We start from the raw sequence: 21,370 nt of genomic DNA, 5'->3' as shown, positions 1-21,370 counted from the left end.
GTTGCGATCGCGTACCGGTTGAAAATGTCGTGATCACCGGGCTGACCTGTGCATAGGGTGCTCACAGATTCGTCTGCCTGAGAAGTGAGTTGAACTATGAGAGCCCCCGCCCTTCGCCGTTCCGTCGTCGCCGCCACCGCCGTGTCTCTGGCGCTGCTCGTCACCGCCTGTAGCGGTGCGAAGGAGGAGAGCGGGGACAAGGGCAAGGACGCGCCCAAGGCGTCCGCGTCCGCCTCCGCCGCTCCCGACGCGAAGGCGCTGTCGGCCGCCGAGCTGGAGAAGCTGATCGTGGAGCAGGTGGACCTCAAGGGCTACCTGGTTCAGAAGGTCGAGGGTGCGGACGTCGTGAAGCCGGGTTCGGTTTCCGCGGACAAGCCCGCCTGCACGCCGCTCGCCGAGGCCATGTCGTACCTCGCGACCGGCAGCCCGGCCGCCAGCGCGCAGCGCAAGGTCATCGAGGTGCCGAAGACGAAGGGCGCGACGGCGTCGCCGGAGGAGGCCCTCGGCATGCTGGAGAACCCGGTCACGGGCGTCACGCTCGGCTCGTACGACGGCGGTGGCGCGCAGGCCGCGCTGGCCTCGCTGAAGACGGCCGGTACGGAGTGCGCGGGCGGCTTCACGCTCATCGGCGGCGGCGAGAAGACGAAGATCGTCAAGGTTGCCCCGGAGACCGTGACGGCCGGCGAGGAGGCGGTCGCCTTCACCATCACCACTGACGTGGACGGGTCGCCGTGGATCAGCAATGTCGTCGCCTTCCGCAAGGGCAACACGCTGGCCTCCTTCTCCACCATCAGCCTGGCCGGCAAGGTCAAGGAGCACCCCAAGGCCGTCATCGACGCGCAGGTCGCCAAGCTGGGCTGAGCGGGGTTGACGTTGCGATCACGTACCGATGGGTAAAGGGCCTGATCAGCGGGTTGATCGTGTGCGTACGATGCGGCGAAATCACGTGTCGTTGACAGAGAGTTGAACATGAGAGCCACCGCCCTTCGCCGTACCGCCCTCGCCCTCACCATGGCTGTGCTCGTGACAGCCTGTGGGGGCGCCGTGGAGGAGCGAGGGGCCAAGGGCACGGGCACGGACGCTCCCAAGGCGTCCGCGACCACGGCCGCCTCACCCGAGGCGAAGGCGCTGGGCGCCGAGGAGCTCGCCGAGCTTCTCGTGGGCGAGAGCGACCTCAAGGGCACGGGGTACCGGACTCTCGGGGACGTGGACCTGGAGGTGCTGGCGGCGACCGCCATCAGCACCGACAACCCCGCCTGCAAGCCGATCGCCGATGCCATGTCCGCCGTGCCGACTGGTGCGACGACCACCTGGCGACGGATGGTGGTGGCCGAGGCAACGGGTGCGCCGACCACGGCCGTCTCGCTCGGGACGTACGACGGTCGTGGAGCCAAGGAGTGGTTCGGCTCGCTGAAGGCGGCGGGGGCCGCGTGCGGGAACGGGTTCACGGCGACCGAGGCGACCGAGAAGACGAAGGTCTCGAAGGTCGTACCGGAGAGCCTGACCGCCGGTGACGAGGCGCTCGCGTGGAGCATCACTGCGGACGTGAAGGGAGCGCCGGTGACCACGCGGCTCGCGGTGTTCCGCAAGGACAACAACATGGCGGTCTTCGCCACCGTCAGCCGCGTCGGCGACGTCAAGGAGCACCCCAAGGCCGTCATCGACGCGCAGGTCGCCAAGCTGGGCTGAGTCCGGGCCGCGGCGCGGGTTCGGTCGTAGGCTGCCGCCATGTGCGGAATCGTGGGTTACGTCGGCGGGCAGTCGGCGCTTGATGTGGTGATCGCGGGCCTCAAGCGGCTCGAGTACCGGGGCTACGACTCGGCCGGCGTCGCGGTGCTCTCCGATGGGGGACTGGCCGCGGCGAAGAAGGCGGGCAAGCTCGTCAACCTGGAGAAGGAGCTGGTGGACCGGCCGCTGCCGAGCGGCTTCACCGGCATCGGACACACCCGCTGGGCCACCCACGGCGGGCCGACCGACGCCAACGCGCACCCGCACATCGACAACGCGGGGCGCGTGGCCGTCGTCCACAACGGGATCATCGAGAACTTCGCCGCCCTGAGAAGTGAACTCGAAGAGCGGGGGCACGATCTCGCGTCCGAGACGGACACCGAGGTCGTGGCCCATCTGCTCGCCGAGGAGTTCTCCCCCTGCGGCGACCTGGCGGAGGCGATGCGGCTGGTGTGCCGGCGGCTCGAAGGGGCGTTCACGCTGGTCGCCGTACACGCCGATCAGCCCGATGTGGTGGTCGGTGCCCGGCGGAACTCGCCGCTCGTGGTGGGGGTGGGGGAGGGAGAGTTCTTTCTTGCCTCCGACGTCGCCGCGTTCATCGCGCACACCCGGTCCGCGATCGAGCTGGGGCAGGATCAGGTCGTCGAGTTGTCCCGCGAGGGCGTCGTCGTCACCGATTTCGACGGCACCCCCGCCGACGTCCGCGCGTACCACGTGGACTGGGACGCCTCGGCCGCCGAGAAGGGCGGCTACGACTACTTCATGCTCAAGGAGATCGCCGAGCAGCCGAAGGCTGTTGCCGACACTCTTCTTGGGCGGATCGACGCCGAGGGGCGCCTCCGGCTCGACGAGGTACGTATTCCCGACGCCGTGCTGCGTGAAGCCGACAAGATCGTGATCATCGCGTGCGGTACGGCCTTCCACGCGGGGATGATCGCCAAGTACGCCATCGAGCACTGGGCGCGGATCCCCTGCGAGGTGGAGCTCGCCAGCGAGTTCCGCTACCGCGATCCCATCCTCGGCCAGAGGACGCTGGTCATCGCGATCTCGCAGTCCGGCGAGACGATGGACACCCTGATGGCGCTGCGGCACGCGCGCGAGCAGGGCGCGAAGGTGCTTGCCGTCTGCAACACGAACGGGTCGACCATTCCGCGGGAGTCCGATGCCGTTCTCTACACGCACGCCGGGCCTGAGGTCGCCGTCGCGTCCACCAAGGCCTTTCTGACGCAGCTCGTGGCTTGCTATGTGTTGGCGCTGTACCTCGGGCAGGTGCGCGGGACCAAGTGGGGCGACGAGATCCACGCCGTCATCCGGGACCTCGCCCGGATCGCCGACGACGTCGAGCGGGTCCTGGAGACGATGGAGCCGGTGCGGGCCCTTGCCCGCTCGCTCGCCGACAAGGACACGGTGTTGTTCCTGGGGCGGCACGTGGGGTATCCGGTGGCTCTGGAGGGGGCCCTCAAGCTCAAGGAACTCGCGTACATGCACGCCGAGGGCTTCGCCGCCGGCGAGCTGAAGCACGGGCCGATCGCGCTCATCGAGGAGGACCTGCCGGTGGTGGTGGTCGTGCCGTCGCCGCGCGGGCGGTCGGTCCTGCACGACAAGATCGTGTCGAACATTCAGGAGATCCGGGCGCGCGGGGCGCGGACGATCGTGATCGCGGAGGAGGGCGACGAGACGGTCGTCCCGTACGCCGATCATCTGATCCGCATCCCGGCAACGCCTACGCTGCTCCAGCCGCTGGTCTCCACCGTGCCGCTCCAGGTGTTCGCCTGCGAACTGGCGACGGCGCGGGGCAACGAGGTGGACCAGCCGCGGAACCTGGCGAAATCCGTGACCGTGGAGTAAGGATGAGCGAATGATCATCGGGGTGGGGATCGACGTGGCGGAGATCGACCGCTTCGCCGAGTCGATCGAACGTACGCCGGGGCTGCTCCAGCGTCTCTTCATCGAGCGCGAGCTGCTGCTGCCCAGCGGCGAGCGGCGCGGCACCGCCTCCCTCGCGGTGCGGTTCGCGGCGAAGGAGGCGGTGGCCAAGGCGCTCGGCGCGCCGGGCGGACTGCACTGGACGGACGCGGAGGTGTACGTGGAGGACACCGGCCAGCCGCGCCTCCGGGTGCGCGGCACGGTGGCGGCCCGGGCCGCGGAGTTGGGCGTCCGGCACTGGCATGTGTCGCTGAGCCACGACGCGGGGGTGGCGTCGGCGGTGGTGATCGCGGAGGGGTAGACCGGGGTGGCCCGGGAGGGGTAGGCCGGGGCGGGCCCACCGCCCAGTGGGACGGCGGCCCTTCGGGCGCGTTCCCTTCGTGGGGTGATGAAAGGGCGTCAGCCCTCGCCTGCGGGCCGTCGCTTGAGTCGTGCGGCAGACTGCGGGACATGCGTACCGCTTACCGCGTGGAGACCGTACGGGCCGCCGAGGCCGAGCTGATGGCGGTGCTGCCCGAGGGCGCGCTCATGCAGCGGGCGGCCGCCGGGCTCGCCGCCGCCTGTTTCTCGCTGCTGGGCCGGGGCCATGTGTACGGGGCGAGGGTCGTCCTGCTCGTCGGCAGCGGGGACAACGGGGGCGACGCCCTCTACGCGGGGGTGCGGCTCGCGCGGCGCGGGGCGGGTGTGACGGCCGTCCTGCTCGGCTCGCGGGCCCACGAGGGCGGGCTCGCGGCGTTCCGGGCGGCCGGCGGGCGGGTGGCGGAGGACCCGTACGAGGCGCTCGCCGTGGCCGACCTCGTCCTGGACGGGATCACCGGGATCGGCGGGCGGGGCGGTCTGCGTGCGGACGCGGTCCCGGTCGCGCGGGCGGCGCGCGGCTCGGACGCGGTCGTGGTCGCCGTCGACCTGCCGAGCGGGGTGGACGCGGACTCGGGGCAGGTCACGGGGGAGGCGCTGCGGGCGGACGCGACGGTGACGTTCGGGACGTACAAGCCGGGGCTGCTCATCGACCCGGCGCGCGAGTACGCGGGGGCGCTGCGGCTCGTCGACATCGGGCTCGGTGATGTCCTGCCGTCCGTACCGGACATCGAGGCGCTGCAACACGAGGACGTGGCACGGATGTTGCCCGTGCCGGGCGCGGAGAGCGACAAGTACCGGCGGGGTGTGGTGGGCGTCGTGGCCGGCTCCGCGCGCTACCCGGGCGCGGCGGTGCTCGCGGTGACGGGCGCGCTGCGGGGCGGGGCGGGTGCGGTGCGGTACGTGGGGCCGGCCGGGGACGCGGTGATCGCGAGCCACCCGGAGACGCTGGTGCACGCGGGGCCGCCCGGGAAGGCGGGCCGGGTGCAGGCGTGGGTCGTCGGGCCGGGCCTCGGCGACGAACGTGCGGCGGTCGCGGACGTCCTCGCCTCGGACGTACCGGTCCTGGTGGACGCGGACGGGCTGCGGGACTTGTCGGCGTCGGCGGTACGGGGGCGGGGGGCGCCGACCCTGCTCACCCCGCACGCCGGGGAGGCGGCGGCGCTGCTCGGCGCCTCGCGGGAGTCGGTGGAGGCGGAGCGGCTCACGGCGGTACGGGAACTGGCGGCGCGGTTCGGGGCGACGGTGCTCCTGAAGGGCTCGACGACGCTGGTGGCGGAGGGCTCGGGGCCGGTACGGGTGAACCCGACGGGCACGTCGTGGCTGGCGACGGCGGGGAGCGGGGACGTGCTGTCGGGCCTCGCGGGGTCGCTGTTGGCGGCGGGGCTGCCGGCGCGGGACGCGGGCTCTGTGGCCGCGTACCTCCACGGGCTTGCGGCGCGGCGGGCGTCGGGGGGCGCGCCGATCGCGGCGGGGGATGTGGCGTCGGCCCTGCCGGGCGCGTGGCGCGACGTGACGTCTGTCGCCGGGCGTTGAATTCCCCCATCTCACCCCAGTCGGCGGCCGGAGAGCGGCCGGAGAGCGGCCGGGGAGCTGACACCTGAGAGACTGGGCGCGATGACTGAGACACCGCCGCCCCGCAGAGCCCGCGCCGAGATCGACCTCGGTGCGCTGCGTGCGAACGTCCGCACGCTGCGCGCCCGCGTCGCGCCCCACGCCCAGGTCATGGCCGTGGTCAAGGCGGACGCGTACGGACACGGCGCCGTCCGCTGTGCCCGCGCCGCGCTCGAGGCGGGCGCCGGCTGGCTCGGCACCGCCACCCCGCACGAGGCGCTCGCCCTGCGCGCCGCCGGGATCACGGACGCGCGGATCCTGTGCTGGCTCTGGACCCCCGGCGACCCCTGGGCGGACGGCATCCGGGCCGATCTCGACATGACCGTCAGTGGCCTGTGGGCCCTCCGCGAGGTCGTCCAGGCGGCCAGAGAGACTGGGCTCACCGCCCGTGTCCAGCTCAAGGGCGACACCGGGCTCGGGCGCAACGGCTGCCAGCCCGCCGACTGGCCCGAACTCGTCGGCGAGGCCCTCAAGGCCGAGAGCCAAGGCCTGCTGAAGATCACCGGGCTCTGGTCGCACTTCGCCTGCGCCGACGAGCCCGGCCACCCCTCCATCGCCTCCCAGCTCGACGTCTTCCGCACGATGCTCGACTACGCCGAGAAGGCCGGCGTCGAGCCCGAGGTCCGGCACATCGCCAACTCCCCGGCCACCCTCACCCTCCCCGAGACCCACTTCGACCTGGTCCGTCCCGGTATCGCCATGTACGGCGTCTCGCCCAGCCCCGAGCTCGGCGCCCCCGCCGACTTCGGTCTGCGGCCCGTCATGTCCCTCGTCGCAGGCGTCGCGCTCGTCAAGCAGGTCCCCGGCGGGCACGGCGTCAGTTACGGACACCACTACGTCACCGAGGGCGAGACCACCCTCGGCCTCATCCCCCTCGGTTACGCCGACGGCATCCCGCGCCACGCCTCCGGCCGCGGTCCCGTCCTCGTCGGTGACCGGGTCCGGCGGGTGGCCGGACGGGTCGCCATGGACCAGTTCGTCGTCGACCTCGGCGGCGACACCGTCGAGCCCGGCGCCGAAGCGCTGCTCTTCGGGCCCGGCGACCGGGGCGAGCCGACCGCCGAGGACTGGGCCGAGGCCGCCGACACCATCGCGTACGAGATCGTCACCCGCATCGGCGCGCGCGTCCCGCGCGTCTACATCAACGAGTAGGCACGACCCACAGGGGAGCGGCAGTGAGCGAGTCCAGCACCGACAACTGGCGGCGTGCCGGGCTCGCCGGTGCCGCGATAGGTGTCCTGGCCGCCGGTGCGGCGGCCGGTGTCGCCGTCGAGCGGCTCACCGTCGGCCGCGGCATGCGCCAGAGGGCGCGGCTCGCCATCGACGCCTCCGCGCCCTACGGCTCCCTGCGCGGCACCCCCGGCAAGGCGCCCGCCGACGACGGCACCGAGCTCTACTACGAGACCGACGAGGTCGAGTCGGACGCGCCCGCGCCCCGCCGCCGCAGGCTCTTCGGCCGCAAGGCGCCCGCGCCCGTCACCGTCGTCTTCAGCCACGGCTACTGCCTCGGCCAGGACTCCTGGCACTTCCAGCGGGCGGCGCTGCGCGGACTGGTCCGTACCGTGTACTGGGACCAGCGCAGCCACGGACGGTCCGGGCGCGGGGTCGCCCAGTCGGGGCCGGACGGCGTGCCCGTCTCCATCGACCAGCTCGGCCGCGACCTCAAGGCCGTCATCGACGCGGCCGCGCCCGAGGGTCCGCTGGTCCTGGTCGGGCACTCGATGGGCGGCATGACGATCATGGCCCTCGCCGACCGGTACCCGGAACTCGTCCGCGAGCGCGTCGTCGGCGTCGCCTTCGTCGGTACGTCGGCGGGGAAGCTGGGCGAGGTGAACTACGGGCTGCCGACGGCCGGGGTCAACGTGGTGCGGCGGGTCCTGCCGGGCGTCCTGAAGGCGCTCGGCGCGCAGGCGGAGCTCGTCGAGCGCGGCCGCAGAGCCACCGCCGACCTGTTCGCCGGGCTGATCAAGAAGTACTCGTTCTCGTCCCGGGACGTGGACCCTGCCGTCGCCCGCTTCGCGGAACGGATGATCGAGTCCACCCCGATCGACGTGGTGGCGGAGTTCTACCCGGCCTTCGCCGAGCACGACAAGGCGGCGGCACTCGCCGTCCTCCGCGAGCTGCCCGTGCTCGCGCTGGCCGGCGACCGCGACCTCGTCACCCCCAGCGCGCACACCGAGGCGATCGCCGATCTGCTGCCGGAGGCGGAGCTGGTCATCGTGCCCGACGCCGGGCACCTGGTGATGCTGGAGCACCCCGAGGCCGTCACGGACCGGCTCGCCGACCTGCTCGCGAAAGTCGGAGCGGTGCCCGCGACGGCGGCTTCGAAGGAGGGGGCCGGCAGCGGTTAGGTTGGGCTGTATGGAAGAACCGCACTCCTCCGCCAGCCTTGCCATCGACTCTCCCGAGGAGATGCAGGAGCTCGGCCGTCGGCTTGCCAAGCTGCTCCGCCCCGGCGACCTCGTCATGCTCACCGGCGAGCTCGGCGCCGGGAAGACGACGCTCACCCGCGGCCTGGGCGAGGGCCTCGGCGTGCGCGGCGCCGTCACCTCCCCGACCTTCGTCATCGCCCGCGTCCACCCGTCGCTCGTCGGCGGGCCGGCCCTTGTCCACGTCGACGCGTACCGCCTCGGTGGCGGCCTCGACGAGATGGAGGACCTCGACCTGGACGTCTCGCTGCCCGAGTCGGTGGTCGTCGTGGAGTGGGGCGACGGCAAGGTCGAGGACCTCACGGACGACCGGCTGCACGTCCTGATCCACCGCGTCGCGGGCGACACGGACGACGACCGGCGCACGGTCCTGCTCCACGGGATCGGCGCGCGGTGGGCCGACGAGAACCTCGCGCTGAGCTGACCGTACGTAGATTCCGACAAGGTGTCGGGAAGATGTTGCATCGGCCGTACGGGACGTGGTGACATGGATGCACGAGCTGGTTAGGTGTACCTAACCTACGGGAGGCATGCATGGCGACGCCAGAGCGCGAGCGCGCGGAAGCGCGGATCTCGATGAGTGAGCTGCTGGCGTCCTGTGCCGCGGCGAACGCGGTGTCGACACCCCCGCGCGAGACGCAACCGGAGGCCGAGGAGGCGGACGTGGCGGGGGCGGTGCGGCCGGAAGCGGCGCCGTACGACGCCGAGCGCCGCGAGGCCGCGTAGCCCTGTAGCCCGTACGAGGGATGGTGCGCGCCGCGCACGAGACCCCCGTGGGCGTGGGCGCGCCCATGTGCGGAGGGCCCGTACAGGCGCCTGTACTACACGCCCGCGCCCGTTCCTACGCGACCACCACGACCTTCGCGCCGATCGACGCGAACGTCCACATCGCGTCCCCGTCCGCCCGCTTCATCCGGATGCCGCCCGTCTTCCGCGTCGGGTCCGGCGTTGGGAGCGTGCCGTCGACCGCCGCGCTGAAGCCGATCGAGACGTCCTGCACGGTCGTGAACCGCACCACGTGCTCGATCTGCACGCCGTCCGAACCCTTCACCGTGCCCGAGCGGGACGTCACCCTGTACGCCCCCGGTACCGGGTGGACCGTGCTCGGCTGGACCGAGAAGGTGTGCGTGGCCTGGCCCTTCGCGTCCACCAGCCACACCCGGCGCTCGGCCAGGGCGTACACGACGCGCGCCCCGCTGCCCGAGTTCGCCGGGACGGCGAGCGGGTCCCTGACCGGCTTCGCGGGGCCACCGGTCGCGGCGGCGGAAGGGGCCGTGCTGGGGGTCCGCGGCTTGGCCGAGACATCGGCCGGCGCGTTCGCCGACGCCTGGTAGGCGAGGAAGGCGACCGCGGCGACCGCCGCCGCCGTGAGCCCGGCCACGAATCCCGAGCTGCTCCGTGCCACCCTGCCGCCCACCTCTCGTACGTACGTATCGGATGGTGACGGTAGCAGCCGTGCGGGCGCGGGACGGGGCGCCGTGCCTTGCGGCCGGGAGCCGTAGGCTGTTTGCGTGCTCTTGCTCGCCATGGATACCGCCACACCCGCCGTCACCGTCGCCCTCCACGACGGCGACTCCCTCGTCGCCGAGTCGCGGCAGGTCGACGCCCGCCGTCACGGGGAGCTGCTGCTGCCCGCCGTCGACCGGGTCCTCAAGGAGGCCGGGCTGAAGCTCGACGCGGTCACCGGCGTCGTGGTCGGCGTCGGACCGGGGCCGTACACCGGTCTGCGGGTCGGGCTCGTCACCGCCTCGACCTTCGCCTCCGCCCTGGGCGTTCCCGTGCACGGCCTGTGCACCCTGGACGGGCTCGCGTACGCCTCCGGGATCGAGGAGCCGTTCGTCGTCGCGACGGACGCGCGCCGCAAGGAGGTCTACTGGGCGCGGTACGAGAACTTCCGTACGCGCGTCACCGATGCGGCCGTCGACAGGCCCGCCGAGATCGCCGGGGACGTCGCCGGACTCCCCGTCGTCGGCGCCGGCGCGCGGCTGTACCCCGAGGTCTTCCCGGACGCCCGCGACCCCGAGCACCAGTCGGCAGGCGCTCTGGCCGCCCTCGCGGCGGAACGGCTCGCCGCCGGGGCGGAGTTCCTCGACCCGCTGCCGATGTACCTGCGCCGCCCCGACGCCCAGGTGCCGAAGAACTACAAGGTGGTCACCCCCAAGTGACCGCCGTGACCACCGCCGCGACCCTGCGCGAGATGCGCTGGTGGGACATCGAGCCCGTGCTCGCCCTCGAACACGAGCTGTTCCCCGAGGACGCCTGGTCCGAGGGGATGTTCTGGTCCGAGCTGGCCCACGCCCGCGGGCCCCGGGCCACCCGCCGGTACGTCGTCGCGGAGGCCGACGGGAAGCTCGTCGGCTACGCCGGACTCGCCTCCGCCGGCGGCCTCGGCGACGTCCAGACGATCGCCGTCGCCCGCGACCAGTGGGGCACCGGGCTCGGCGCCCGGCTGCTCACCGACCTCCTCCAGCACGCCACCGCGTTCGAGTGCGAGGAAGTGCTCCTTGAGGTACGGGTGGACAACACCCGGGCCCAGAAGCTGTACGAGCGCTTCGGCTTCGAGCCCATCGGCTTCCGGCGCGGCTACTACCAGCCGGGCAACGTCGACGCGCTCGTGATGCGACTGACCGTGCAAGCAACCGAGACCGAAACTGAAACTGAGACTGATCCCGATGGCTGCTGACGAACCGCTCGTACTCGGTATCGAGACCTCCTGCGACGAGACCGGAGTCGGCATCGTCCGGGGCACGACGCTGCTCGCCGACGCCGTCGCCTCCAGCGTCGACACCCACGCCCGCTACGGAGGCGTCGTCCCCGAGATCGCCTCCCGCGCCCACCTGGAGGCGATGGTCCCGACCATCGAACGTGCCCTGAAGGACGCCGGGATCTCCGCCCGCGACCTCGACGGCATCGCCGTGACCGCAGGGCCCGGGCTCGCAGGCGCGCTGCTCGTCGGCGTCTCGGCGGCGAAGGCGTACGCATACGCGCTCGGCAAGCCGCTGTACGGCGTCAACCACCTCGCCTCGCACATCTGCGTCGACCAGCTGGAGCACGGCCCGCTGCCCGAGCCGACGATGGCGCTCCTCGTCTCCGGCGGCCACTCCTCCCTGCTCCTCGCGCCCGACATCACCGCCGACGTCCGGCCGATGGGCGCCACCATCGACGACGCGGCCGGCGAGGCCTTCGACAAGATCGCGCGCGTGCTCGACCTCGGCTTCCCCGGCGGCCCGGTCATCGACCGGCTCGCCCGGGAGGGCGACCCGAAGGCGATCGCCTTCCCGCGCGGGCTGAGCGGCTCCAAGGACCCCGCGTACGACTTCTCCTTCTCCGGCCTGAAGACCGCGGTCGCCCGCTGGATCGAGGCCAAGCGGGCGGCGGGCGAGGAGGTGCCGGTACGGGACGTGGCGGCGTCCTTCCAGGAGGCCGTCGTCGACGTGCTCACCCGGAAGGCCGTGCGCGCCTGCAAGGACGAGGGCGTCGACCACCTGATGATCGGCGGCGGAGTCGCGGCCAACTCGCGGCTGCGGGCGCTGGCCGAGGAGCGGTGCGAGCGGGCCGGCATCCGGCTGCGGGTGCCGCGGCCGGGGCTGTGCACGGACAACGGCGCGATGGTGGCGGCCCTTGGCGCGGAGATGGTCGCGCGGGGCAGGGCGGCCTCCGACCTGGAGCTGTCGGCGGACTCCTCGCTGCCGGTCACCGACCCGCACGTGCCGGGCAACCACGATCACGTCCACGAGGTCAGCAAGGAGAACCTCTACTCATGAGGGTCGCCCTGATGTGGGAGGCGCGCGCGGTCCATGGCCGGGGCACCGAGCTCCTGGAGTGGGCGCGGGCGCAGATCCTGCCGTACGAGCCGCTGCGGCGCGAGACCTTCCGCGCGCCGCAGGACCGCGTCCTCGTGCTGACCTGGTGGGACGCCGAGTCTCTCGACGCCGAGCTGCCCGAACTGCCCGAGCCGGCGGCGGACCTGGTCACCCGTCCGGTGCACCGCTGGCGCTTCGAGTCCGTGGACTGAGGCAACCTCCGGTCTGTTTGTCGCATCATCCACGGCGTGACATTCGGCGTGGACAAGAAGATCGTGGCGTGGGCGGCGCTGACCGTCGCGGCTCTGCTGATGACGGGATGCGGCGGTACGGCGGGGGCGGACAGCGCTCCTACGGCGGCGCCTGCCCCCGAGGCGCCGAAGGCCCCCGACCAGGCCCCTGACCAGGCCCCTGACCAGGCCGCCGAGGCCTCGGCGGCGTACCGGAAGTGGGGCCTGAAGCCCTTCGCCGCGCCGCCCGCCCCGCCGAGGACGAAGCCGGTACGACGGGCGGTCGGCGGACCCGTCCCGGTCATCAGCGAGATACCGACGACGGAGAAGATCGTCTTCATCACGATCGACGACGGGGCCGAGAAGGACCCGGAGTTCGTGACGATGATGGAGGAGCTCAAGGTCCCGGTGACGATGTTCCTCACCGACTCCGCCATACGTACCGACTACGGCTACTTCAAGCCGCTCGCCGCCCTCGGCAACGGCGTCGCCAACCACACCCTCACCCACCCCAACCTGCGCACCCTCGGCCGGTCCGCCCAGCGCCAGGAGATATGCGGCCAGCAGACGAAGCTGGCGAAGCAGTACGGGACGACCCCGCGCCTCTTCCGCCCGCCGTACGGCAACTGGAACGAGGACACCCGCGCGGCGGCCGGGGAGTGCGGCGTGGACGCGATCGTGCTGTGGCGCGAGTCGATGCAGATCAAGAACATGCAGTACCAGCGCGGGGACCGGAAGCTGCACCCCGGCGACATCATCCTGGCCCACTTCCGCGGCCCGTCCGAGCTCAAGGGCACGACGATGACTGAGATGACGGCCAACATGCTCCGCCACATCCAGGAGCAGGGCTTCACGGTGGCCCGCCTGGAGGACTACGTCTAGAGAAATTCTCTGACTCTCGTGTCGATGCGGGCCGCGCCCGTTCGACGTATGAGTGAAAGGCGGGGAACGGCCCCGCCCGCCACGCAAGGGAGACAGACCGTGCCCCGCTATATGACCCTGATCCGCATCGAAGAGGGCGCCTTCCAGCTGGAGGACGCCGACCCCGGCTTCGACACGCGCATGGCCGCGCTGTTCGAGGAGATCACCAAGGCCGGCGTGATGCTGGAGACGGCCGGGCTCAAGCCGACCTCCGAGTCCACCCGCGTGGTCTGGGAGGGCGGGAAGATCTCCTACACCGACGGGCCGTTCACCGAGACCAAGGAGGTCGTCGGCGGCTACTCGATCACCCAGTGCAAGGACATGGCCGAGGCCATCGAGTGGTCGAAGCGGTTCCTGGAGATTCACCCGCCGCAGTGGAAGGTGACCTGCGAGGTCCGCGAGATCGAAGAGATGTAGGCACCGCCGGGGCGGGTGCTGTCATGGTGGATCCATGACCGCACCCGCCCCTGCCGCCGTCGAGACGGTCTTCCGGATGGAGTCGCCGCGGATCATCGCGGCCGTCGCGCGGATCGTGCGTGACGTCGGCATCGCGGAGGAGATCGCCCAGGACGCGCTCGTCGCCGCCCTGGAGCAGTGGCCGGAGACGGGCGTGCCGGACCGGCCGGGGGCCTGGCTGACGGCCGCCGCCAAGAACCGCGCGGTCGACCTCGTACGACGGCGCGAGACGTACGCGCGCAAGCTGGCCGAGGTCGGGCGTGAGCTGACGGAGGAGTCGTACGACCCCGAGCCGTCCGGGCCCGGCGACATCGACGACGACCTGCTGCGGCTGATCTTCACCGCCTGCCATCCGGTGCTCTCCGCGGAGGCGCGGACGGCGCTGACCCTGCGGCTTGTCGGCGGGCTGCGCACGGATGAGATCGCCCGCGCCTTCCTCGTACCGGAGGCGACGGTCGCGCAGCGGATCGTGCGGGCGAAGCGGACGCTGGCGAAGGCGGGCGTGGAGTTCGAGGTGCCGTACGGGGAGGATCGGGCGGCCCGGCTCGGCTCGGTCCTGGACGTCATCTACCTGATCTTCAACGAGGGGTACGCGGCGACGGCGGGCGACGACCTGTTGCGGCCGGCGCTGTGCGAGGACGCGCTGCGGCTGGCCCGCGTGCTCGCGGGGCTCATGCCGAAGGAGGGCGAAGTCCACGGTCTGGCGGCCCTGTTGGAGATCCAGGCCTCCCGGGCGGCGGCCCGGACCGGTCCGGACGGGCGGCCGGTCCTGCTCGCCGACCAGAACCGGAGGCGCTGGGACCGGCGGCTGATCCGCCGCGGCTTCGACGCGCTGGAACTCGCGCTGGCGGGGGCGTCGGCGGGGGCGGGCGAGGGCGGTACGTACGGCCCGTACGTCCTCCAGGCCGCCATCGCCGCCTGCCACGCGAAGGCGCCCACGTACGAGGACACGGACTGGCGGACGATCGCCGCGCTGTACGCACGCCTTGCGGCCGTCGCGCCCTCCCCGGTGGTCGAGTTGAACCGCGCGGTCGCCGTGTCGATGGCCGAGGGCCCGGAGGCAGGCCTCGCCCTCGTCGACGCCCTGGCCGACGAACGCGCCCTGGCGGGGTACCACTTGCTGCCGAGCGTCCGCGGGGACCTGCTGGCCAGGCTGGGGCGGACGGCGGAGGCGCGGGCGGAGTTCGAGCGGGCGGCGTCGCTGACCCGGAATGAGCGGGAGCGGGAATTGCTTCTCGGCCGCGCACGGGAGACAGGGGCTCAGTAGCGCAGAATCTGGCCGGCCGCCGTGCCGACGAGGACCGTGCCGTCGGGGGCCACATGCAGCGACTGCGGTCCGTACGGGGGCAGGGGGCGCCGGTCGAGGACGGCGCCGTCGGCGGTGTCGACCGAGACGAGGGTGTCGTCGGCGCACACGGCGTGCAGGACACCGTCGTGCGCGTCGACGTCGGCGACCACGGCGTCCAGGGGCAGGGTCCAGACGACGTCCCCGGCGGGGAACGTCCGGCGGACCAGCTCCGTGCGGCCGTGCAGGAGCGCGGGGCCCGCGGCGTCGGTGACGTACACCGCCGGGCCGAGCGGCGCGTCGACGGCGAAGAGCACTGTCTCGGCGCCCGAGCGGGGGTCGAGGGCGATCACTTCGCGGCGCCGCCGCGCGTACAGCAGCTCGGGGCAGCGGCGGACGTCGAGCGGGACGAGGTCGTAGCGGTCCGGCTCGTGGACCGTGCCGAGCGGGGTGCCGTCAGCGGCGAAGATCCGGGTGTTGGGCGGGGCGGGGGGTTCGGCCTCCGAGCTGCGGTCGTACGTGTCCCGGATCGCCCAGACCCCGTCCGTACGGGCCGACAGCGCGGCCGAGAAGGGCACCGACGGGCGGTCGAGGACCGTGCCGTCGGAGGTGGCGACGAGCGGGAAGTCGGTGCGGGTGCGTCTGTCGTGGCCGGGGACGGCGACCCGTACCGTCCGCTCGTCGGCGGCGACCTCGATCCGCGTACCCCCGATCGCCGACGGCGCGGGCACGCTCCACAGCAGCGATCCGTCGGGGGCCCAGCACTCCACCGCCGTGTGGGCGCGGGTGGCGAGCACCCGGCCGTCGCTCAGCCCGGCCACGTTACGGACGTGGCCGTGGCCGCTGTAGCTCCGGCCCGCCCGCTCGGCGATCGCCTGTAGCACCGGCCGCGCGAGCCCAGGGTCGGGGTACAGGTTCGGGGCGTCCGGGTCGAGCGGTTGCCGGTCGAGGGTGGTCAGGTCGAGGGCGTCGGGGGTGAGGCCCAGCCAGTCGTCGCGTACGACGGTGGCCCGGGACACGTAGTGCGTGTACTCGTCGTGCGGGTCCACGCTGAGGCCGGTGAGTTCGAGGGTACTGGCGTCCAGCCAGCGGACCGGATAGATGCCCCACTCGGGGTCGGCGAAGTCGACGCGGTGGCCCGTACCGGGTTCGAGGAGGGTGAGGCCGCCCGCGCGGTTGAACTCGTCGCCGTTGTCGAGGCCGACGGCGAGCAGGGTGAGCGTGGGGTGGAAGGAGATCGACTCGGCTTCCTCTGTGAACGTCATCAGGTGCGCGCAGGAGAGGTCGTCGGCACGGAAGACGGCCACCCGGCTCAGGCGGTACATCACCGAACTGACCGCGATCCACTGCTCGTCGGCGCTGACGGCCACCTGGTCCGTGCTGCCGCCACGCAGTTCGGGAAAGGGCTCGTCGTGGAACGGGGTTCGCGCGGTCGTCTGCTCAGCCATGGTGCTCCGTCATGTGGGCGAAGGTGATGCGGGCGAGGGTGTCCAGGACCTCCGGGGTCGCCTCCGGTACGAGGGTCCGGAAGGACGCGGCGAAGGCCTCCGACTCGGTGCGGAGCGCCCGGACTTCCAGGGCCTGGGTGAGCCGCGGTATCAACTCGTAGAAGCAGTACGGGTGCTCGGCCTCGATGAAGGCGCGCAGGCTCTCCTCGTACGAGGCGTACTCGCCGTCGTACGCCCAGGTGTCCAGCGCAAGCAGCAGCGGGAACTGCGCCCGCACCTCCCACGCGGCGAGCGGCACGTCCTCGTACGAGGCGTCCCCCTGGCGGTCCGCGAGCCGCAGCAGCATCGCCAGCTCGGTCATGAACGCGGGCACGCTCTTCGCTCCGGCCGCCGCCCGCCAGGAACGGCGGGCCGACTCGGGGCAGGTCGCGAAGAACTCCTCGGTGAACGCGACGGCCAGGTAGTCCAATTGGGAGGCGAGCGTCTGCGGAGTGCTCCGCCAGGCCGCGTCCCAGTGGTTGATCCGCATGCCCCTCGCGAGCCGCAGGACCTCCCACTCCAGCGGGTCCGGCCCGTCGGCGGCCAGTCCGACGAGGTGCGCGAGCGGACCGCTGGTGAACATGCCTTCCGGGTGCAGCGCCATGATCTCCCCCCTTGTCGCTCCTGGCACTTTAGCCAGAGGCCGGGGCCCCGATCAGCATGGTCGGGGCGCCCGCGACCCGGGTGAGGAAGACCGTGGCGGCGTTCGGGCCCTTCGGTTTGACCCGGCGGCGGATCTCCTCGGGTTCGACCGCCGAGCCGCGCTTCTTCACCGTCAGCGTCCCGACCGCGCGCTCGCGCAGCAGGGCCTTCAACTTCTTGAGGTTGAAGGGGAGTTCGTCGGTGATCTCATAGGCGGTGGCGTAGGGGGTCTCCCGGAGCGTGTCCGCCGTGACGTAGGCGATCGTCTCGTCGATCAGGCCGCCCGCCAGCTCCTCGGCGACCTCGGCGACCAGGTGCGCGCGGATGACCGCGCCGTCCGGCTCGTAGAGGTAGCGGCCGACCGGGCGGACCGGGGGGTCGGGCAGGCCGCGGCCCGTCAGGCTCGCGCCGGAGGGCAGGAGCGTGGCGCGGCGGGTGCCGGGGGAGGTGCGGAACCAGAGGACGGCCTCCTTCACGTCCCCGCCGTCCGAGATCCACTCCGCCTCGGCCTCCTCCGGCACCGCCTCGTGCGGGATGCCGGGGGCGATCTTCAGCGCCGCGTGCGGGGCCTTGCGGGCGGCCTCGACGGCCCAGGAGAGCGGCGGCGAGTACGCCTCGGGGTCGAAGATCCTGCCCCGGCCGCCGCGCCGCGCCGGGTCCACGAAGACGGCGTCGTACGGGCTCGTGTCGATCTCCGTCACGTCCGCGCACCGCACCTCGATCAGGTCGGCGAGCCCGAGCGCGGTGGCGTTGGCGCGGGCGACCTCGGCCGTCAGCGGGTCGCGGTCCACGGCCAGGACGGCGATCCCGGCCCGGGCGAACGCGAGGGCGTCCCCGCCGATGCCGCCGCACAGATCGGCCACGCTCCGCACCCCGAGCCCGCGCAGCTGTTCCGCGCGGTACGCCCCGACCGTCGCCCGGGTCGACTGCTCGACGCCGTGGGGGGTGAAGTACATCCGGTACGCGTCCTCGGCGCCGAACTTCGCCACCGCCCGCTGGCGCAGCCGCGCCTGTCCGAGGGCGGCCGAGACCAGCTCGGCGGGATGCTCGCGGCGGAGCCGGGAGGCGACCGCCAGCTCCTGGGCGGGGTCGTAGTCGCGCAGGGCGGCGAGCAGGGCCTGGCCCTCGGGGGAGAGCAGGGCGGTGAAGGCGGCGAGGTCGGTCACCCGTCCCATTGTGGGCCCTGGTCCGGTGTGGGCCGGCCGGGGGATGGTGGCCGCCGGACGGCGGTGTCGACGTCCGTGCGGGGCTCGGCGCTGACAGGATGCGGCGCCATGCAGCTAGTACGACAAGAGGAACAGATCCTGTCGAAGAAGGCCGTGCTCATCCGTCGGTCGGTGGGCGCGGCGCTGGTCGTCGCCGCGCTCGGATCCGCCTGTGCGGGCCCCTCGGGCGAGAGCTCCGGCGGCGGGGGCGGGAAGAAGGGCCCCGCGCGGCCCGCCGCCGGTCAGCAACAGGCCGAGGGCGCGTCCGCCGCGCTCGACGCCTACGTCAAGAAGGTCCGCGAGCGGCGCGCCGCTCGGGTGCGCGCCGCCAAGAAGTGGGGCCTCGACCGGCCTCCTCTCGAAGCCCCGGCGCCGCCCGCCGTGAAGCCGAAGATCACCACCCGCAAGGGCTTCGAGACCGACGGCGAGGGCCTGCCACCGGTCTTCACCACCGTGCCGACCAAGCAGAAGGTCGTCTTCCTGACGATCGACGACGGCGCGGAGAAGGACCCCGAACTGCTGCGGATGATGAACGACCTCCAGATCCCGTACAGCGCCTTCCTGAGCGACTACCTCGTCAAGGAGGACTACGGGTACTTCGAGAAGATGCAGGACCGCGGTGTCTCCCTGCACAACCACACCCTCAATCACCGCTATATGCGCGGGCTCTCGTACGCCGCGCAGAAGCGGGAGATCTGCGGGATGCAGGACACCATCGAGAAGCGGTACGGGAAGCGGCCCCCGCTCTTCCGCCCGCCGTACGGCAGCTACAACGAGGACACGCTGCGCGCGGCCGAGGCGTGCGGGGTGAAGGCGGTCCCGCTGTGGGCCGCGGAGGCGTTCCCGGACCGGATGGAGTGGCGCGAGTGGGACCGGGACCTGCACCCCGGCGACATCGTGCTCACGCATTTCCGGGGCAAGGGGGAGTGGAAGGGCACGATGCCGGACATGATCCGCCAGGTGATGAAGACGATCACGGCCAAGGGGTACGCGGTCGCGAAGCTCGAGGACTACGTGTGAGCGGCTCCCGGGCGCGCCACGTCGCACTGAATTGGCACTCCGCTTGACCGAGTGCTAATCGCAGTCATAGTCTCGGCTCTGGCACTCCCCACTGGAGAGTGCCAACACAGCGACGGGCAGGTCCGGCACCCGCGACGACGGATCCACCTGGTCGCCACCTCAGACAGTTAACCCCGTGAGATCTCCGAAGGGGGAGGTCGGATCGTGACGACCGCCAGCTCCAAGGTTGCCATCAAGCCGCTCGAGGACCGCATCGTGGTCCAGCCGCTCGACGCCGAGCAGACCACGGCCTCTGGCCTGGTCATCCCGGACACCGCGAAGGAGAAGCCCCAGGAGGGCGTCGTCCTCGCTGTGGGCCCGGGCCGCTTCGAGAACGGCGAGCGCCTGCCGCTCGACGTGAAGACCGGCGACATCGTGCTGTACAGCAAGTACGGCGGCACCGAGGTGAAGTACAACGGCGAGGAGTACCTCGTCCTCTCGGCTCGCGACGTGCTCGCGATCGTCGAGAAGTAGTTCACCGAAGTACCGAAGTACTGAAGCAGATGCTTTGAGCTGCGCCCCGAGGCCCCTTCCGGGCGCCTCGGGGCGCGGTTCGTTCCACCCGATTTCCGAGAGGGCTGAACCGCTCCCATGGCGAAGATCCTGAAGTTCGACGAGGACGCCCGTCGCGCCCTTGAGCGCGGCGTCAACAAGCTTGCCGACACGGTGAAGGTGACGATCGGCCCCAAGGGTCGCAACGTCGTCATCGACAAGAAGTTCGGCGCCCCCACCATCACCAACGACGGTGTCACGATCGCCCGCGAGGTCGAGATCGATGACCCGTACGAGAACCTCGGTGCCCAGCTGGTGAAGGAGGTGGCGACCAAGACCAACGACATCGCGGGTGACGGCACCACCACCGCCACCGTGCTCGCCCAGGCGCTCGTCCGCGAGGGCCTGAAGAACGTCGCCGCCGGTGCCTCCCCGGCCGCCCTGAAGAAGGGCATCGACGCCGCGGTCAAGGCCGTCTCCGACGAGCTGCTCGCGACCGCCCGTCCGATCGAGGACAAGTCCGACATCGCCGCCGTCGCCGCGCTCTCCGCGCAGGACCAGCAGGTCGGCGAGCTCATCGCCGAGGCGATGGACAAGGTCGGCAAGGACGGTGTCATCACCGTCGAGGAGTCCAACACCTTCGGCCTGGAGCTCGACTTCACCGAGGGCATGGCCTTCGACAAGGGCTACCTGTCCCCGTACATGGTGACCGACCAGGAGCGTATGGAGGCCGTCCTCGACGACCCGTACATCCTGATCCACCAGGGCAAGATCTCCTCGATCCAGGACATGCTGCCGCTCCTGGAGAAGGTCATCCAGGCCGGCTCCTCCAAGCCGCTGCTGATCATCGCCGAGGACGTCGAGGGCGAGGCCCTGTCGACCCTGGTCGTCAACAAGATCCGTGGCACCTTCAACGCCGTGGCCGTCAAGGCCCCGGGCTTCGGCGACCGCCGCAAGGCGATGCTCGGCGACATGGCCACCCTCACCGGTGCCACCGTCATCGCCGAGGAGGTCGGCCTCAAGCTCGACCAGGCCGGTCTGGACGTGCTCGGCACCGCCCGCCGCGTGACGATCACCAAGGACGACACCACCATCGTCGACGGTGGCGGCAAGTCCGAGGACGTCGCGGGCCGCGTCAACCAGATCAAGGCCGAGATCGAGTCCACCGACTCCGACTGGGACCGCGAGAAGCTCCAGGAGCGCCTCGCGAAGCTGGCCGGCGGCGTGTGCGTGATCAAGGTCGGCGCCGCCACCGAGGTGGAGCTGAAGGAGAAGAAGCACCGTCTGGAGGACGCCATCTCCGCGACCCGCGCCGCGGTCGAGGAGGGCATCGTCTCCGGTGGTGGCTCCGCTCTGGTCCACGCCGCGAAGGTGCTCGAGGGCGGCCTCGGCAAGACCGGCGACGAGGCCACCGGTGTCGCCGTCGTCCGCCGCGCGGTCGTCGAGCCGCTGCGCTGGATCGCCGAGAACGCCGGCCTCGAGGGCTACGTCATCACCTCGAAGGTGGCGGAGCTCGACAAGGGCAACGGCTTCAACGCCGCGACCGGCGAGTACGGCGACCTGGTCAAGGCCGGCGTCATCGACCCGGTGAAGGTGACGCGCTCCGCGCTGGAGAACGCCGCCTCGATCGCCTCCCTCCTCCTCACCACCGAGACCCTCGTGGTGGAGAAGAAGGAAGAGGAGCCGACGGACGCGGGCCACGGCCACGGCCACGGTCACTCGCACTGACGCGCTTG

23 protein-coding genes are annotated in these 21,370 nt (G+C 72.0%); 19 read left to right on the top strand and 4 right to left on the bottom strand.

The genetic code is table 11. The features are described from left to right. The first annotated feature begins 96 nt into the window (after positions 1-96). The 9 genes from ACZ4VI_RS03820 to ACZ4VI_RS03780 all read left to right on the top strand — a co-directional run bounded on the left by ACZ4VI_RS03820 (position 97) and on the right by ACZ4VI_RS03780 (position 8,780). Positions 97-861 (top strand): hypothetical protein, encoded by a 765-nt coding sequence (locus tag ACZ4VI_RS03820; RefSeq protein ID WP_467996358.1) that lies wholly within the window; start codon positions 97-99, stop codon positions 859-861. Positions 862-969: 108 nt separating this feature from the next. Continuing rightward, positions 970-1,689 carry a hypothetical protein gene (locus tag ACZ4VI_RS03815; protein ID WP_467996357.1) on the top strand — a complete coding sequence of 240 codons (720 nt, stop codon included), beginning with the start codon at positions 970-972 and terminating at the stop codon, positions 1,687-1,689. Between the two features lie 39 nt (positions 1,690-1,728). Next, entirely contained in the window at positions 1,729-3,576 is a 1,848-nt protein-coding gene (glmS, locus tag ACZ4VI_RS03810; protein WP_467996356.1) for a glutamine--fructose-6-phosphate transaminase (isomerizing), read from the top strand. A 10-nt stretch (positions 3,577-3,586) separates the two neighbouring features. Then, on the top strand, positions 3,587-3,955 hold the full coding sequence (locus tag ACZ4VI_RS03805; protein WP_467996354.1) for a holo-ACP synthase: 369 nt from the start codon (positions 3,587-3,589) through the stop codon (positions 3,953-3,955). Positions 3,956-4,104: 149 nt separating this feature from the next. Further along, positions 4,105-5,547, top strand: coding sequence for an NAD(P)H-hydrate dehydratase (locus tag ACZ4VI_RS03800; RefSeq protein ID WP_467996352.1), 1,443 nt, complete (start codon positions 4,105-4,107; stop codon positions 5,545-5,547). An 81-nt stretch (positions 5,548-5,628) separates the two neighbouring features. Further along, entirely contained in the window at positions 5,629-6,777 is a 1,149-nt protein-coding gene (alr, locus tag ACZ4VI_RS03795; protein ID WP_467996350.1) for an alanine racemase, read from the top strand. 23 nt (positions 6,778-6,800) lie between these two features. Continuing rightward, positions 6,801-7,976, top strand: coding sequence for an alpha/beta fold hydrolase (locus tag ACZ4VI_RS03790; protein ID WP_467996349.1), 1,176 nt, complete (start codon positions 6,801-6,803; stop codon positions 7,974-7,976). Positions 7,977-7,986: 10 nt separating this feature from the next. Beyond that, positions 7,987-8,478, top strand: a complete 492-nt coding sequence (tsaE, locus tag ACZ4VI_RS03785) for a tRNA (adenosine(37)-N6)-threonylcarbamoyltransferase complex ATPase subunit type 1 TsaE (protein ID WP_467996347.1) — start codon at positions 7,987-7,989, stop codon at positions 8,476-8,478. Positions 8,479-8,588: 110 nt separating this feature from the next. Beyond that, positions 8,589-8,780, top strand: coding sequence for a hypothetical protein (locus tag ACZ4VI_RS03780; protein ID WP_467996345.1), 192 nt, complete (start codon positions 8,589-8,591; stop codon positions 8,778-8,780). Positions 8,781-8,895: 115 nt separating this feature from the next. On the opposite strand, the gene ACZ4VI_RS03775 is transcribed toward ACZ4VI_RS03780, so the two are convergent. Beyond that, complete coding sequence (locus tag ACZ4VI_RS03775; RefSeq protein WP_467997249.1) at positions 8,896-9,435, bottom strand: hypothetical protein; 540 nt, start codon at positions 9,433-9,435, stop codon at positions 8,896-8,898. A 130-nt stretch (positions 9,436-9,565) separates the two neighbouring features. On the opposite strand from ACZ4VI_RS03775, the gene tsaB reads away from it, so the two are divergent. The 7 genes from tsaB (at position 9,566) to ACZ4VI_RS03740 (ending at position 14,731) form a co-directional block, all read left to right on the top strand. Then, complete coding sequence (gene tsaB, locus ACZ4VI_RS03770) at positions 9,566-10,219, top strand: tRNA (adenosine(37)-N6)-threonylcarbamoyltransferase complex dimerization subunit type 1 TsaB (protein WP_467996344.1); 654 nt, start codon at positions 9,566-9,568, stop codon at positions 10,217-10,219. Positions 10,220-10,251: 32 nt separating this feature from the next. Further along, positions 10,252-10,737, top strand: a complete 486-nt coding sequence (gene rimI, locus ACZ4VI_RS03765; protein WP_467997247.1) for a ribosomal protein S18-alanine N-acetyltransferase — start codon at positions 10,252-10,254, stop codon at positions 10,735-10,737. Continuing rightward, a complete protein-coding gene (tsaD, locus tag ACZ4VI_RS03760) occupies positions 10,727-11,818 on the top strand; it encodes a tRNA (adenosine(37)-N6)-threonylcarbamoyltransferase complex transferase subunit TsaD (protein WP_467996342.1) in 1,092 nt (363 codons plus the stop codon). Before rimI ends, tsaD begins: the two co-directional genes overlap by 11 nt. Beyond that, entirely contained in the window at positions 11,815-12,069 is a 255-nt protein-coding gene (locus ACZ4VI_RS03755; RefSeq protein WP_467996340.1) for a hypothetical protein, read from the top strand. The genes tsaD and ACZ4VI_RS03755 overlap by 4 nt, the downstream gene beginning before the upstream one ends. 99 nt (positions 12,070-12,168) lie before the next feature. Further along, positions 12,169-12,969 (top strand): polysaccharide deacetylase family protein, encoded by an 801-nt coding sequence (locus ACZ4VI_RS03750; protein ID WP_467997246.1) that lies wholly within the window; start codon positions 12,169-12,171, stop codon positions 12,967-12,969. A gap of 99 nt (positions 12,970-13,068) precedes the next feature. Beyond that, positions 13,069-13,425: a YciI family protein gene (locus ACZ4VI_RS03745; protein ID WP_467996338.1), complete on the top strand. Its 357-nt coding sequence runs from the start codon at positions 13,069-13,071 to the stop codon at positions 13,423-13,425. Between the two features lie 34 nt (positions 13,426-13,459). Next, positions 13,460-14,731 (top strand): RNA polymerase sigma factor, encoded by a 1,272-nt coding sequence (locus ACZ4VI_RS03740; RefSeq protein WP_467996336.1) that lies wholly within the window; start codon positions 13,460-13,462, stop codon positions 14,729-14,731. On the opposite strand, the gene ACZ4VI_RS03735 is transcribed toward ACZ4VI_RS03740, so the two are convergent. From ACZ4VI_RS03735 to ACZ4VI_RS03725, 3 genes are read right to left on the bottom strand one after another with little or no spacing between them, the layout of a single operon-like run. Beyond that, positions 14,725-16,197, bottom strand: coding sequence for an outer membrane protein assembly factor BamB family protein (locus ACZ4VI_RS03735; RefSeq protein WP_467996334.1), 1,473 nt, complete (start codon positions 16,195-16,197; stop codon positions 14,725-14,727). The genes ACZ4VI_RS03740 and ACZ4VI_RS03735 overlap by 7 nt on opposite strands. Further along, positions 16,190-16,840, bottom strand: coding sequence for a hypothetical protein (locus ACZ4VI_RS03730; RefSeq protein WP_467996332.1), 651 nt, complete (start codon positions 16,838-16,840; stop codon positions 16,190-16,192). The genes ACZ4VI_RS03735 and ACZ4VI_RS03730 overlap by 8 nt, the downstream gene beginning before the upstream one ends. Before the next feature lie 28 nt (positions 16,841-16,868). After that, a complete protein-coding gene (locus ACZ4VI_RS03725) occupies positions 16,869-18,053 on the bottom strand; it encodes a THUMP-like domain-containing protein (protein ID WP_467996330.1) in 1,185 nt (394 codons plus the stop codon). Positions 18,054-18,152: 99 nt separating this feature from the next. On the opposite strand from ACZ4VI_RS03725, the gene ACZ4VI_RS03720 reads away from it, so the two are divergent. The 3 genes from ACZ4VI_RS03720 (at position 18,153) to groL (ending at position 21,362) form a co-directional block, all read left to right on the top strand. Continuing rightward, entirely contained in the window at positions 18,153-19,103 is a 951-nt protein-coding gene (locus tag ACZ4VI_RS03720) for a polysaccharide deacetylase family protein (protein ID WP_467996328.1), read from the top strand. A gap of 204 nt (positions 19,104-19,307) precedes the next feature. Next, positions 19,308-19,616, top strand: coding sequence for a co-chaperone GroES (gene groES / locus ACZ4VI_RS03715; RefSeq protein WP_016434667.1), 309 nt, complete (start codon positions 19,308-19,310; stop codon positions 19,614-19,616). Positions 19,617-19,733: 117 nt separating this feature from the next. Beyond that, positions 19,734-21,362, top strand: a complete 1,629-nt coding sequence (gene groL / locus ACZ4VI_RS03710) for a chaperonin GroEL (RefSeq protein WP_467996326.1) — start codon at positions 19,734-19,736, stop codon at positions 21,360-21,362. Positions 21,363-21,370 lie beyond the last annotated feature (8 nt).

Source organism: Streptomyces sp. NPDC029169, assembly GCF_055563935.1.
This window is presented reverse-complemented; position numbering and strand designations above follow the sequence as displayed.